The sequence below is a fragment of the Allobosea sp. 10N428 genome, assembly GCF_056394545.1.
Genome location: NZ_JBFTIC010000001.1, coordinates 782775 through 795633, shown reverse-complemented (window position 1 = coordinate 795633; position 12859 = coordinate 782775). Strand labels below are relative to the sequence as shown.

14 protein-coding genes are annotated in these 12859 nt (G+C 66.0%); 11 read left to right on the top strand and 3 right to left on the bottom strand.

What is annotated here, in order from left to right; all coding sequences use genetic code 11:
* Positions 1-2 precede the first annotated feature (2 nt).
* From AC1DDA_RS03690 to AC1DDA_RS03645, 10 genes are all read left to right on the top strand, one after another.
* Complete coding sequence (locus tag AC1DDA_RS03690) at positions 3-1529, top strand: AMP-binding protein (protein WP_476794680.1); 1527 nt, start codon at positions 3-5, stop codon at positions 1527-1529.
* Between the two features lie 60 nt (positions 1530-1589).
* Positions 1590-2621: a TRAP transporter substrate-binding protein gene (locus AC1DDA_RS03685; protein WP_476794679.1), complete on the top strand. Its 1032-nt coding sequence runs from the start codon at positions 1590-1592 to the stop codon at positions 2619-2621.
* 59 nt (positions 2622-2680) lie between these two features.
* Positions 2681-3226, top strand: coding sequence for a TRAP transporter small permease subunit (locus tag AC1DDA_RS03680; RefSeq protein ID WP_476794678.1), 546 nt, complete (start codon positions 2681-2683; stop codon positions 3224-3226).
* Entirely contained in the window at positions 3223-4515 is a 1293-nt protein-coding gene (locus AC1DDA_RS03675; protein ID WP_476794677.1) for a TRAP transporter large permease, read from the top strand. Before AC1DDA_RS03680 ends, AC1DDA_RS03675 begins: the two co-directional genes overlap by 4 nt.
* 525 nt (positions 4516-5040) lie before the next feature.
* Entirely contained in the window at positions 5041-5370 is a 330-nt protein-coding gene (locus AC1DDA_RS03670; RefSeq protein ID WP_476794676.1) for an ArsR/SmtB family transcription factor, read from the top strand.
* A 12-nt stretch (positions 5371-5382) separates the two neighbouring features.
* A complete protein-coding gene (locus tag AC1DDA_RS03665; RefSeq protein ID WP_476794675.1) occupies positions 5383-5817 on the top strand; it encodes an SRPBCC family protein in 435 nt (144 codons plus the stop codon).
* A gap of 84 nt (positions 5818-5901) precedes the next feature.
* Entirely contained in the window at positions 5902-6654 is a 753-nt protein-coding gene (locus AC1DDA_RS03660; RefSeq protein ID WP_476794674.1) for a DUF899 domain-containing protein, read from the top strand.
* Between the two features lie 93 nt (positions 6655-6747).
* Positions 6748-7464 (top strand): DUF1428 domain-containing protein, encoded by a 717-nt coding sequence (locus AC1DDA_RS03655; RefSeq protein ID WP_441512310.1) that lies wholly within the window; start codon positions 6748-6750, stop codon positions 7462-7464.
* A 285-nt stretch (positions 7465-7749) separates the two neighbouring features.
* Positions 7750-8583, top strand: coding sequence for a sulfite exporter TauE/SafE family protein (locus AC1DDA_RS03650; RefSeq protein WP_476794673.1), 834 nt, complete (start codon positions 7750-7752; stop codon positions 8581-8583).
* Between the two features lie 16 nt (positions 8584-8599).
* Positions 8600-9121, top strand: coding sequence for an N-acetyltransferase family protein (locus AC1DDA_RS03645; protein ID WP_476794672.1), 522 nt, complete (start codon positions 8600-8602; stop codon positions 9119-9121).
* 90 nt (positions 9122-9211) lie between these two features.
* On the opposite strand, the gene AC1DDA_RS03640 is transcribed toward AC1DDA_RS03645, so the two are convergent.
* Positions 9212-9460, bottom strand: a complete 249-nt coding sequence (locus AC1DDA_RS03640) for a hypothetical protein (protein WP_441512313.1) — start codon at positions 9458-9460, stop codon at positions 9212-9214.
* Positions 9461-9595: 135 nt separating this feature from the next.
* Positions 9596-10471, bottom strand: coding sequence for an adenosylcobinamide-GDP ribazoletransferase (locus tag AC1DDA_RS03635; protein WP_476794671.1), 876 nt, complete (start codon positions 10469-10471; stop codon positions 9596-9598).
* 81 nt (positions 10472-10552) lie between these two features.
* Here AC1DDA_RS03635 and cobT point away from each other — a divergent pair, with 81 nt between their 5' ends.
* On the top strand, positions 10553-11572 hold the full coding sequence (gene cobT / locus AC1DDA_RS03630) for a nicotinate-nucleotide--dimethylbenzimidazole phosphoribosyltransferase (protein WP_476794670.1): 1020 nt from the start codon (positions 10553-10555) through the stop codon (positions 11570-11572).
* Positions 11573-11679: 107 nt separating this feature from the next.
* Here cobT and AC1DDA_RS03625 read toward each other — a convergent pair whose 3' ends face one another.
* Complete coding sequence (locus AC1DDA_RS03625; RefSeq protein ID WP_476794669.1) at positions 11680-12798, bottom strand: D-alanine--D-alanine ligase family protein; 1119 nt, start codon at positions 12796-12798, stop codon at positions 11680-11682.
* Between the last annotated feature and the right edge of the window lie 61 nt (positions 12799-12859).

Here is a 12859-nt window from a genome sequence, read left to right as displayed (position 1 = left end):
GCATGAACATCGCATCTCTCCTCGGCCGCGCCGCCAAGCTGACACCCGGGCGCATCGCCGTCTTCGACGGCACCGCGCCGGTCTGGAGCTATGCGGCATGGGGCTCGCTGGCGGCACGGCTCGCGGGAGGGCTCGTCGAAAATCACGGCCTGAGGCCCGGAGACCGGGTCGCGCTGGTCATGCGCAACTGCCCGGACTATCTGGCGCTGCTCTTCGCCTGCTGGCGAGCCGGGCTCGTCTGCTTGCCGGTGAACGCGAAGCTCCATGCCAGGGAGATCGCGCATATCCTCGACGATTCTGCTGCGGCCCTCGTCTTCGTCACTGCGGATCTCGCCGGCACGGTTTCGGAAGCGCTGGACTTCATACAGCAGCGCCAGCCCCCGGTCGTCGCCATTGGCAGCCGGGATCATCGCGCGCTCGCGCAGTCGGATGAAGCAGCCGAGCGCGATGTCGCCGCCGGAGATCCGGCCTGGCTGTTTTACACCAGCGGCACGACAGGGCGCTCGAAAGGGGCGGTATTGACCCACCGCAACCTGCGGGCGATGACGCTGGGCTATCTAGCGGAGGTGGATACGGTTTCGCCGGGAGACTGCATCCTGCACCCGGCGCCGCTCTCGCATGGCTCGGGCCTCTATGCCTTGCCGCATGTCGCCGGCATGGCCGCCCAGGTGGTACCCGAGAGCGGCCGGTTCGACCCGGCCGAACTCGCCTCGTTGCTGCGCAGCTATCGGGGCTGCGCCTTCTTCGCCGCGCCGACGATCGTGACCCGCCTGATGAGTGCCGGCGTCATCGGCGATGCCGAGCGTGCGGGCCTGAAGACGATCATCTATGGCGGCGGTCCGATGTATGTGGAGGACAGCCGGCATGCGCTCGAGGTCTTCGGCCAGCGCCTCGTCCAGATCTACGGGCAGGGCGAAAGCCCGATGACAATCACGGTGCTGCCGCGCAGCCTTCACGAGGATGTGGGCGACGGTATGCTCGATCACCGGCTCGGCTCCGTCGGCTACGCACAGGCCATCGTCTCTCTGCGGGTCGCCGGCGATGACGGCGCGACCCTGCCTGCGGGCGAGATCGGCGAGGTGCTGGTCCGCGGCGACAGCGTCATGAGCGGATACTGGAACAATCCGGAGGCGACCGCGGCGGCGCTGCGCGACGGCTGGCTCCATACCGGAGATCTCGGTTCGCTCGACGAGCATGGCCTGCTGACGCTGAAGGACCGTTCCAAGGACGTGATCATCTCCGGCGGCGTGAACATCTATCCGCGCGAGGTCGAGGAGGTGCTGCTCCTGCACCCGGCCGTCGCGGAAGTCGCGGTCTTCGGGCGCCGGCACCCGGATTGGGGCGAGGAGGTCGTTGCGGCGCTCAGCCTGCATGAAGGCGCCTCCGTCGCCACTGCGGAGCTGGACGCCCTGTGCGGGGCACACATTGCTCGCTTCAAGAAGCCCAAGCACTACCGCTTCTTCGACGCCCTGCCGAAGAACTCCTACGGCAAGATCCTGAAGACGGAGCTGCGCCGGCAGGCCGATTGAACCCACTCACCTCAAGAGCGCGGCTGCAACGCGCCTTCCATTCGAGACGGAGGAAAAAACATGAACAGGTCCCTGACGGCGGCGTGCGTTGCCGCGACCGCGCTCGGCGTGCTGAGCGCTTCCGCCAAGGCGGAAACCCGCAAGCTGCGCGTGGCGGATTCCTTCCCCGCCGGTCATTACCTCGTGAAGCTGATCATTCAGCCCTGGATGGCTGAGGTCACCAAGCGCACGAACGGAGGCATCACTTTCGACTATTTCCCGAGCCAGCAGATCGGCAAGGCGGCCGACATGCTGAAGCTGACCCAGACCGGTGTCGTCGATATCGGCTATGTCGCGCCGGCCTATGTCTCCGACAAGATGGTCGCCTCCGAGGTCGCGATGCTGCCGGGCGGCTTCACCACGGCTTGCGAGGGGACGAAAGCCTATCTGGAAACGGCACGCAACGGGCTCGTCGCGGCCGAGGACTACGCGCCCAACAAGATCAAGCTGCTGCTCGCCGTCGCCTTGCCGCCTTATCAGATCCTGACGGTGAAGGCACCTGTGGCATCCGATGCGGACCTGAAAGGGCTGAAGCTGCGCACGACGGGCGGTGCGCAGGATCTGACCCTGCGCAGCATCGGTGCGACGCCGGTACGCATGGCCGCGCCGGACACCTACGAGTCGCTCTCCCGCGGCACGCTCGATGGCGTCTTGTTCCCGCTCGACAGCGTGATCTCCTACAACGTCGACAAGCTGGTGAAGTATTCGACCGAAGGCGAGAATTTCGGCAGCTTCATCGTGGCCTATTCGATCAGCGACGCGGCCTGGAACAAGCTCGCGCCCGAGACCCAGAAGGCCATGACCGAGGCAGCGGACGCGGTCAACAAGAGCGCCTGCGCCGAGGTCGACCGCCAGGACGACGAGACCCGGCAGAAGCTGAAGACATCCGGCGTCACCTTCGCCCCGCTGCCGGCAGCGATGCATACCGGCATCGCTGGCAAGCTCAGCGCCGTCGGCGACGAATGGGCCCGGGGTCTCGATGGGCGCGGCAAGAAGGGCACCGAGGTGCTCAGAGAGTTCCGGGCCCTTCTGAAGAAGCAGGCCGGCGGCTGATGCGCCGCAGCGCGCGGGTATCCAGCCCGCGCCGCCCACGTTCGCCGAAAGGAGTTCAGATGAAGCCGATCCTGCGCGCGCTGTCCGCCATCGAGGATGTGCTCGGCTGGCTGTCCGCCACCGCAATGTTCGTGATCATGCTGATCGTCTTCTGCGACGTGATCATGCGCTATTTCTTCCACAGCCCGCTGTCCTGGGCCTATGACTTGATCTCGCTCTATCTCGTCGCCGCCGTCTTTTTCCTCTCGCTGTCGGCCGCCTATACCGAGGGAGCCCATGTCAATGTCGACATCCTGCAGCAAACCTTTCCACCACGAGCGATCCGGCTGACCGAACTCGTCACCACAGCGATCGGCGCACTCGTCTTCGCGCTCATCACCTATTTCGGCGCGCTGAGGGCGATCGATGCCTATGCTTCCCGCGATGTGCTGTCGGGCGCCATATCCTGGCCGACCTGGCCTTCGCTGGCGCTGGTGCCGCTCGGTTGCGGGCTCATGACGCTGCGGCTCGCAGTCCAGTTCATCGCCCAGCTGCTCAGCCTCGCCACAGGGCGTGACGTCGTGCCGGTCAGGATCGGGCATGGCGAGGGAGAACATTTCGAATGATCGTCGCCATCGGACTGGGCGTGCTGTTCTTCCTGCTCGCCATCGGCACGCCTGTCGGCTTCGCCATGATCGCATCGGGCGTCCTCGGCCTCTGGCTGGTCGGCGGCATGTCGATGCTCGCGGGCATCCTCGAGACGGCGCCACTTTCAACCGTCGGAGCTTACGAGCTCATCACCATCCCGATGTTCCTGCTGATGGCGGAACTCGTGCTCCTGAGTGGCGTCGCGGACGATCTCTTCCGCGCGACGGCAGCGTGGATGGGGCGGGTACGCGGCGGCCTCGCAATGGCGACGGCGCTCGCCGGCGCCGGCTTCGGCGCCATCTGTGGAACGAGCACGGCCTCCGCAGCCACGCTCTCGGCAACGAGCCTGCCGGCGATGCTCAAGCAGGGCTACGAGCCGGCGATGGCCGGCGGCGTCGTCGCGATCTCCGGCACGCTCGCGATGCTGATCCCGCCCAGCGTCGCGCTCGTGATCTTCGGGCTGCTCGCCGAGGTCAATATCGGTGCGCTGCTGATCGGCGGCATCATACCCGGCATCCTCGTCATGCTCACGATCATGGCGACGGTCTACGTGCTGGTGTTGCTCGACCCCTCCCGCGCCCCGCCGGCAAAACCCGTCCCCTGGCGCGAGAAGATCGCCTGGCTTAGGGTCGTCGGCCCGATGGTCGTCCTGTTCGGAGCGGTGACCGGCGTCATTTATACCGGCATCGCCACGCCGACCGAGGCTTCGGCACTCGGCGCCGCCGGCGCTCTTGCCATTGCGGCTTGGTACGGCAAGGTCACGCTGCCGGCACTGGTGCGCGTCCTGCGCCGTTCCGCGAACGGCACCTGCATGATCGTGATGATCCTGCTCGGTGCCCAGATTTTCGGCTATTTCTTCACGCTGACCCAGGTCACGCAGACGGTTGTCGGCTGGGTGGGCGCGCTAGAGGTCTCGCGCTGGCTGATCATCGCGATCATCCTGTGCGGGTACATCGTCCTCGGGATGTTCATGGACCAGATCGCCATCCTGGTCCTGACCGTGCCGATCGTGCTGCCGCTGATCAAGGTGCTCGGCTTCGATCCGCTCTGGTTCGGCATCATCAAGATCGTCACGGCCGAGGTCGGGATGATAACGCCTCCGATCGGGCTCAACTGCTTCGTCGTGGCGCGTTATTCGGGGCGGCCGGTACAGGAGATCTTCCGCGGCTCGCTGCCGCACTTCATCGCCCACATCGTCATCATCGCGGTGCTGGTCGCGTGGCCCGAGATCATACTCTGGCTGCCACGCAAGATGATGGCCGGCTGACGATCTTTCCTTCACTCATTTCAGCAGTTCAGCGTGGCGCAAAATGACAGAAGCGGGGTTCTCTACCAGGATGCTCGTCAGGGAATCGTCACTCTGACCCTGAACAGGCCCGAGCTCCGTAATCCGATCTCGGACGAAGATATAGTCACAGCGCTGCTTGCCGCCTTCGACAGGCTCCAGGCCGATCCGGCTGCCCGATCTGACCGACTTCGAATGGCGTGGGATCGAGGCGCTTCAGCGCGAGGAAAGACCCGCTAAGAAGGCGGGCGAGCACCCTGCAATAAAATTGCCGCAGTTTCGTCCGGCCCGGATTCGGCGCCGTGCGAGCGCCGCTTATTGGCTTATCACTACGATGTATGACGCACCCATAGATTGCGATCATCCTCCTATTGCAATCGAAATTGGGGCACATTTCTCGAACTGCGGCAAACTTCGCCTTCCCCCACACACCGTTTCCCTCGAGCGAACAGGGCTTGACGGCGTCGACGGGTTGCTTTTAAACTTAACTCAATGGTTAAGTGTCAGGTGGCTCAGCTCGACAGGACGTTTTCCGCGCTGGCGGATCCGACGCGGCGGGCCTTGCTGGCGCGGTTGGAGCGGGAAGACGGGCTTTCCGTCAGCGAGCTGGCGAAACCGTTCCCGGTCTCGCTGCCGGCGATCATGAAGCATCTCGACGTGTTGTCGGATGCAGGGTTGGTCACGCGGACGAAGACGGGGCGCACCGTGTCCTGTCGTCTCAATGCCGAGCCGATGGAGGAAGCGATGGGTTGGCTGGCGCATTATCAGCGCTTCTGGACCCAAAGGCTCGATGCGCTCGAGGCGCTGCTCGAGGCGCGGCGCAAGGGCGAAGGCTGAAGGGATGGGCACATGCATCAACAGGTGACACCGAGCCTCACGATGAAGCGCCGCCTCAACGCGTCGCCGGCCGAGGTCTACACGGCCTGGACCGATCCGGAGCTGCTCGTGCGCTGGTTCGGGCCCGAGAACGTCGTGGTGCAGGAGGCCGAGATCGATCCGCGCGTCGATGGGGCCTATCGCGTCGTGATGATAGAGAATACGGGCCAGCGCCACGAGGTGTCCGGGCGCTACCTCGAAGTCGTCGAGAACGAGCGTCTCGTCTTCAGCTGGTCCTGGGTGACGACGCCGGAGCGCGTTTCTCGCGTCACCGTCACATTGAAGCCGGATGGTGAGGGCACGATCCTGACGCTTTTGCACGAGAAGCTGTTCGACGATGCGGCCGTGCGCGGCCACACCCATGGCTGGACCGGAACCATGGAAAAGCTCGAGGCCTACTTCGCCTGAAAAAGGAGCGCGGCGCTGCCCCGCCGGGCAAGCGCGTGGAAGAGCTGCCGGCGTGGGCCGGCGGAAACACAGGGAGCGGAGACGATGGAACACAGGATCGTATCCCGTGAAGAATGGCTTGCGGCCCGCAAGGCCCATCTCGCCCATGAAAAGGAGTTCACCCGGCAACGCGACGCGCTCTCGGCCGAGCGGCGCGCGCTGCCCTGGGTCAGAATCGACAAGGACTATGTCTTCGCCGGTCCGAACGGGCGGCTGTCGCTGGCCGATCTGTTCGACGGCAAGAGCCAGCTGCTCATCTATCACTTCATGTTCGGGCCGGGCGCCAAGGAAGGCTGCCCGGGCTGCTCCTTCCTCGCCGATCATTTCGACGGCGCGAACCAGCATCTGAAACATCACGACGTCAGCCTGGTGGTGGTCTCGCGAGCGCCTTATGCCGAGTTCCAGCCGTTCCGGCGCCGCATGGGTTGGGATTTCCCCTGGGTGTCCTCAGCCGGTAGCGACTTCAACAACGACTTTCACATCTCGCCGAGCCCGGCGGAGAAGGCGGCCGGCCGCTACGAATACAACTATGAGACGCATGAAGGCGAAGGCGGCGAGATGCCGGGTTTCAGTGTCTTCTATCGCAATGCGGCCGGCGAGATCTTCCACACCTACTCGACCTATGCGCGCGGCGGCGACCTGCTGATCGGTGCCTACAACTTCCTCGACATGATGCCGAAGGGCCGCAACGAGGACGGGATCATGGACTGGATGCGTCACCACGATCGCTACGAGGACGAGCCGAAGGGCGCAGCGAACTTCCAGCCTCTGCTGGCAACCGGCTCCTGCTGCGCTTGAGCGCGCTTTTCCGCATCGAACAGCAGGAAGCGTCGGTCGATATCAAAGTTTTGAGACGCGGCCGCACGGACGGCCGCAAGTGAGGAGAACGCTATGGCTTATGTCGATGGTTTCGTCGTCGCGGTCCCGGCCGCGAACAAGGATGCATATCGCAAGCAGGCCGCTGCGGCGGCGCCGCTGTTCAAGGAATTCGGCGTCAGGCGCCATGTCGAGGCTTGGGGCGACGATGTCCCGGACGGCAAGGTCACGGACTTCAAGGGCGCCGTGAAGGCGACGCCCGACGAGGTCGTGGTCTTCTCCTGGTTCGAATACCCCGACCGGGCCACACGTGACGCCGCGAATGAGAAGATCATGAGCGATCCGCGCATGAAGGAGATGATGGGCCAGGAGATGTCCTTCGACGGTAAGCGCATGATCTATGGCGGCTTCGCCTCGCTGATCGATGAAGGCGAGGGCGGTGCGATGGGCTACCTCGATGGCGTCCTGGTTGCCGTGCCCAATGATCGCAAGGCCGATTATCGCAGCTTCGCCGCCGGGCACGCGGCGCTGTTCAAGGAGTTCGGCGCCCGCCGCGTCGTCGACGCCTGGGGCGACGATGTGCCGGATGGCAAGGTCACCGATTTCAAGGGAGCGGTGAAGGCTGAAGCCGGCGAGACGGTTGTCTTCAGCTGGGTCGAGTGGCCGTCCAAGGAGGCGCGCGCCGCGGCCTGGGGCAAGATGATGGCGGATCCGCGCATGGGCGAGCTCAAGATGCCTTTCGACGGCAAGCGCGTCGTCTATGGCGGCTTCGCGCCGCTGCTGGATGTGTGATCGCGGCTGATGAAAGCCTCCCTCGTTCCGGGCTCGCCCTGGAATGAGGGTTTTGTGGCAGGAGTGAGCCGTCAGGCCTGCGGCCGACATTTCCCGTCGCTCGGTCTCCTCCGCGAAAGAGGGGGACGTTCGGCAGAATCGCCGGCACGGTCGATCCCTACGCACCGCGTCAAGGAGAGGTTCGGCCTGGCGCTATGATTTCTCGCAGCCGTCATGCGGGGTCGCATCTTGTCCCGGCCGCGCAAATGGCCGAGAGATCGGGCTGCCCAACCGGATCGAGCTTTCATGTTTGCTGGCATTCCTCTCGGCGATCTCGCCTTCCTCGCCGTCTCCCTCGTGCTCGCCGGCGCGGCCACGGGGCTTCTTGCCGGCGTCTTTGGCGTCGGCGGCGGCGCGGTCATCGTGCCCGTGCTGTATGAGGTCTTCCGCGTCATCGGCGTGGCCGACGAGGTGCGCATGCCGCTTGCGGTGGGCACTTCGCTGGCCGTCATCATCCCGACCTCGATCCGCTCCTTCAACGCGCACCGCGCCAAGGGACTCGTCGATCTCTCGATTCTGAAGATCTGGGCCGTTCCAGTCGTGGTCGGCGTCATCGTCGGCAGCTATATCGCCCGCTACGCGCCCGCCGATCTCTTCAAGATCATCTTCGTCGTCGTGGCGCTGATTTCGGCCGTTCGCCTGCTCTTCGCTGCCGATCGCTGGAAGTTCGGCGAGGAGATGCCGGGCAAGCCGCTGATGGTCGCCTATGGCGGCGTCATCGGCGTGCTCTCGGCGCTGATGGGCATCGGCGGTGGCCAGCTCTCCAGCCTGTTCATGACCTTCTATGGCCGCCCGATCCATCAGGCCGTCGCGACCTCCTCCGGCCTCGGCGTGCTGATCTCGATCCCCGGCGCACTTGGCTTCATCTATGCCGGCTGGCCGAAGATGGACATCCTGCCGCCGCTCTCGCTCGGCTATGTCTCGCTGATCGGCATGATCCTATTCATCCCGACCTCGATCTGGACCGCGCCGATCGGCGCGCGCATGGCGCACCGGCTCTCGAAGCGGCGGCTGGAGGTCGCATTCGGCCTGTTCTTGCTCTTCGTCGCCAGCCGCTTCATCTGGTCGCTGCTGCACTGAGCAGGCGGGGCGGCCGATGAGCGAAACCGCGATCCGGCTGCTCCAGCCCGCCGATCATCCGGCGCTGGCCGCGCTGATGGTCGAGATGCAGGGCCACTACGCGGTGCCTTGCCCTCCGGTCGCCGAGATCCTTGTGGGTCTCGCGCAACTACCGGCCGGCGTCGACATTCTCGTCGCAGTGGAAGGCGAGGCGGTGCTCGGCTTCGCCTCGGCCTGCAATCTTTATCCGGGCCCGGGGCTGAAATCCGGCTTCTTCCTGAAGGAGATCTACGTCGCCGATGCGGCGCGCGGTGGCGGCCTGGGGCGCGCGCTGATGGAGGCGCTGGCCGAGCTCGCGCTCGAACGCGGCCACCGCCGCATCGACTGGACTGCCGATGCCGACGACCCGGCCCTGCTGCGCTTCTATGAAAGCCTCGGTGCGGCCGCACAGCCGAAGAAGCTCTTCTTTCGTTTGAGCGGAGAGGCTCTTGCCGCCTTGGACCGGCGGCAAGCCGGGGCTGCTCCGAGCGGTGCAATGCATCCGCCATCAAAGAGCTGAGTTCTGTTCCCGCGAGAGGCTGGTCGGTCTGAAGTTACGCCCCTGTCGCAACGCGGAAGGATACCTTTCAGATCAAGATTGGCGCCGCTGCTACCAGGCGACGCAGCGGCGTACGCCGCCTACGACCCCGTAGCGTCGGCACACGGCGCCGTGCGAGCGCGGAGCGACATAGCCGCGCCTTGCGACGACGGCGCCGTTCGGCCCGGCGCATCCAGCCCGGTAGACGCCCTTGGCACAGACCACGGCGGAGGCCGTGGACGGAAGAACGAGGCTCGACACCGCATAGGCGGCGGCAACGGCGAACAGTCCGGCCGGGAAGCCAAGAAGAGCTTTGCGCATGGCATTGTCACCTAACGTAAGCAGACGGGAGGCAAGCAGAGCGAGCGCTCACAAATCGTTGCCGTCAAGTCCCCGTTGCGCATTCGAGCCTCCCGCCATGACGTTTGGCGGCGGTCCGCGTGGGTGCGCGGCTGATCAGGCGCTCGGATGGAGCATGAGCGCAAGCCCGAGATAGATCGCGATCTCGGCGAGCTGCTGCGCCGCGCCGAGGATGTCGCCGGTCTGCCCGCCGATCAGTCGTTGCGCCAGCCGCGACAGCACGGCTGCGGCACCATGCGCCAGCGCGAAACCGAGCAGCAGCCCCGCGACCGGGAGTTGCGCCCACAGCGCGATCCCGGTCGCGAGGAAGAGGCTCAGGGCGAGCGCGATCCGCGCCGTGACGATCGTCGGCTGGCCGACAGCCGCGGCGGCGCCGCTGCTGCGCGCCGCCGGCTGCGTCGCGAGCAGGAAAAGCCCTTCGGCGCGGGACCAGGGGGCTGCGACGAGCAGCGCCGCTGCCGCCGCCCAGGCGCCGGAGCGGTCGAGGATCATCGCGATCAGGCTCGCCCGCAGGAGGAGCGACAACCCCAGCGCCAGCGCACCATAGGAGCCGATGCGGCTGTCCTTCATGATCTCGAGCCGGCGTTCCGGCGTGTGTCCGCCGAACAGCCCGTCGGCGGTGTCCGCCAGCCCGTCCTCGTGAAAGGCGCCGGTGGTCAGCGCTAGCACGGTCAGCGCGAGCGCAGCCACGACGAAACCACTCAGGCCCGCCAGCCCGGCACCGAGTGCGACGAGCGACGCCGGCAGCGCGATGACGAGGGCTGCGAAGGGCAGAGCGCGTGGCACGCTGCGGAAATCGGGGATGGCGTGGCTGTCGGCCTCGCCGGGCAATGGCGGGACGGGCAGGCGCGACCAGAAGCGCAGGCAGATCGCCGTCGCGATCGTCCAGCCCGGCCAGTCCGGCGGGTTCGTCTCCGTCGTCGTCTCGGCTTCAGCCATGCCTGCCGCGTTGTTCTGCTCGATTGTCTTCACGCTCCCGACCCTATAGCAGCAGCTTCAATCCTGCCGCCATGCCGATGCGCTGATGCGGTTCCTTGCGTAATGGATTTGCCCATGGCCGCCTCCGGATTGCCCTTCGACGATATCCGCGAACTCATCGCCGCGATGCCCGGCCCCGACATGGCGGCGGCGAACGCGGTGCGCGCCCGCGACGCCAATCTCACCAAGCCGGCCGGCAGCCTTGGCCGCATGGAGGAGATCGTGGAATGGCTCGCGGCCTGGCAGGGCAAGGCGCCGCCGCGCGTCGACCGGCCGCTGGTCTGCGTCTTCGCAGGCAATCACGGCGTCGTGGCTCAGGGCGTCTCGGCCTACCCGCAGACGGTGACGCGCCAGATGCTGGAGAATTTCGCGGCGGGCGGCGCTGCGATCAACCAGATCTGCGCGGCCTATGATCTCGGCTTCAAGGTCTTCGATCTCGCGCTGGACCTGCCGACGGGAGACTTCACCCAGACCGATGCGCTCGACGAGCGCGCCTGCGTCGCCACCATGGCCTTCGGCATGGAAGCGCTTGTCGGCGGCACCGATCTGCTCTGCCTCGGCGAGATGGGCATCGGCAATACCACCTCGGCCGCGGCGATCTACGCCGCTCTCTATGGCGGCGACGCCATGCATTGGTGCGGGCACGGCACCGGCGTCGATGAAGCCGGCTTCAAGCGCAAGGTCGCGGCTGTGGAGAAGGGGCTGGCCCTGCATCGCGCCCATCTCAAGGATCCGCTTGAAGTGCTCCGCCGCCTCGGCGGGCGCGAGGTCGCGGCGATTTGCGGCGCGATCATCGCCGCGCGTTCGCAGCGTATCCCGGTGATCCTTGATGGGTATGTGGTGACGGCCGCCGCCGCGATCCTGCATGCGATCGAGCCGTCGACGATCGACCACTGCATCGCCGGCCATCTCTCGGCTGAGGGCGCGCATGCCGATGTGCTGGCACGCCTCGCCAAGGTGCCGCTGCTCGCGCTCGACATGCGGCTGGGTGAGGGCACGGGCGCGGCGCTCGCCGCAGGCCTCGTCAAGGCGGCGGCGGCGGTCCATTCGGGCATGGCGACCTTCGAGCAGGCACAGGTCGCGCGGAAGGATTGAGATTAGCAGTCATGCTCGGGCTTGACCCGAGCATCTCGGAAACCAGTCTTCTCTTGTTCTGAGATTCTCGGGTCTGCGCTTCGCTCCGCCCGAGAATGACGTTCCGCTCACTCCGTATAATCAGTCTTCAGCCCCGCCCGCTCGGCGTGGCGCTCCTGCGCCAGTTCGATCAGGCGGGTGATCAGCGCGGGGTAGGGCAGGCCTGAGGCCTCCATCATCTTCGGATACATGCTGATCGCGGTGAAGCCCGGCAGCGTGTTGATCTCGTTGAAGTAGAAGGCGCCGCTCTGGCGGTCGAGGAAGAAGTCCACGCGCGCCAGCCCACTGCATTCCAGTGCGACGAAGGCGTCGATGGCGAGCTGGCGCACGCGTGCCATCTGGTCCGGATCGAGCTTCGCCGGCAGGTCGACGGTCGCGCCGTCCTGGTCGATATACTTGGCCTCGTAGGAGTAGAATTCGTGCTGCGGGCCGGCGTTGAGCTCGCTCGCGACGCTCGCCACCGGTGGATCGCCGTCGAGAACCGCGACTTCTATCTCGCGGGCATCGATGCCCTGCTCGATCAGCACCTTGGTGTCGTACAAGAAGGCGTCGGCGAGCGCCGCGTCGAGATCCTCCCAGCGCTTGACCTTATGGACGCCGACGCTGGAGCCCATATTGCAGGGCTTGACGAAGATCGGGAGCGTCAGCGCCTCGCGCGCGGCACTGGCCGATCCCTCGGGGTCGCGACGGTAGTCGCGGCGCGACAGGGCAAGATAGGGCGCCACCGGCAGCCCAGCGAGCGCGGCGAGGCGCTTGGCGATGTCCTTGTGCATGCCCACCGCGGAGGCCAGCACGCCCGAGCCGACATAAGCCGCGCCGGCGAGCTCCAGCAGGCCCTGCACCGCGCCGTCCTCGCAAAGCGGGCCGTGGATCACCGGGAACACCACATCGACCGGCGCGATGGCAGGCGCAGTGTTGTCGGCGGGCAGAATTGTGGTCTGCGTGCCCTGCGCTTCCAGCCGGATAGCCGGAGAATCCGCCGGGATCGGCAGGCTGTCGCCGTTCGTCGCCTCGATGCGCCGCAGATCGTGGCATTGCCAGCGGCCCTGCTTGTCGATGCTGACGGGAACGGGCTCGAACCGGTCCCGGTCGAGATAGCGCAGGACGGAGGCCGCCGATTTCAGCGAGACCTCGTGTTCGCCCGATTTTCCGCCATAGAGCACGGCGACGCGCGTTTTCCGGTTCATGATGCGATGGTCCGAGAGGAGAGTGTGGGCGCCCCGAGCGAGGCGTCTATGGATGTTGCCC

What these genes read in the sequence shown, in the direction of transcription:
- AC1DDA_RS03660 (WP_476794674.1), top strand. Translation starts at nt 5,902, where the DNA reads ATGGAACACAGGATCGTATCCCGTGAAGAATGGCTTGCGGCCCGCAAG.
- AC1DDA_RS03645 (WP_476794672.1), top strand. Translation starts at nt 8,600, where the DNA reads ATGAGCGAAACCGCGATCCGGCTGCTCCAGCCCGCCGATCATCCGGCG.
- cobT (WP_476794670.1), top strand. Translation starts at nt 10,553, where the DNA reads ATGGCCGCCTCCGGATTGCCCTTCGACGATATCCGCGAACTCATCGCC.
- AC1DDA_RS03680 (WP_476794678.1), top strand. Translation starts at nt 2,681, where the DNA reads ATGAAGCCGATCCTGCGCGCGCTGTCCGCCATCGAGGATGTGCTCGGC.
- AC1DDA_RS03685 (WP_476794679.1), top strand. Translation starts at nt 1,590, where the DNA reads ATGAACAGGTCCCTGACGGCGGCGTGCGTTGCCGCGACCGCGCTCGGC.
- AC1DDA_RS03675 (WP_476794677.1), top strand. Translation starts at nt 3,223, where the DNA reads ATGATCGTCGCCATCGGACTGGGCGTGCTGTTCTTCCTGCTCGCCATC.
- AC1DDA_RS03650 (WP_476794673.1), top strand. Translation starts at nt 7,750, where the DNA reads ATGTTTGCTGGCATTCCTCTCGGCGATCTCGCCTTCCTCGCCGTCTCC.
- AC1DDA_RS03655 (WP_441512310.1), top strand. Translation starts at nt 6,748, where the DNA reads ATGGCTTATGTCGATGGTTTCGTCGTCGCGGTCCCGGCCGCGAACAAG.
- AC1DDA_RS03665 (WP_476794675.1), top strand. Translation starts at nt 5,383, where the DNA reads ATGCATCAACAGGTGACACCGAGCCTCACGATGAAGCGCCGCCTCAAC.
- AC1DDA_RS03640 (WP_441512313.1), bottom strand. Translation starts at nt 9,460, where the DNA reads ATGCGCAAAGCTCTTCTTGGCTTCCCGGCCGGACTGTTCGCCGTTGCC.
- AC1DDA_RS03690 (WP_476794680.1), top strand. Translation starts at nt 3, where the DNA reads ATGAACATCGCATCTCTCCTCGGCCGCGCCGCCAAGCTGACACCCGGG.
- AC1DDA_RS03625 (WP_476794669.1), bottom strand. Translation starts at nt 12,798, where the DNA reads ATGAACCGGAAAACGCGCGTCGCCGTGCTCTATGGCGGAAAATCGGGC.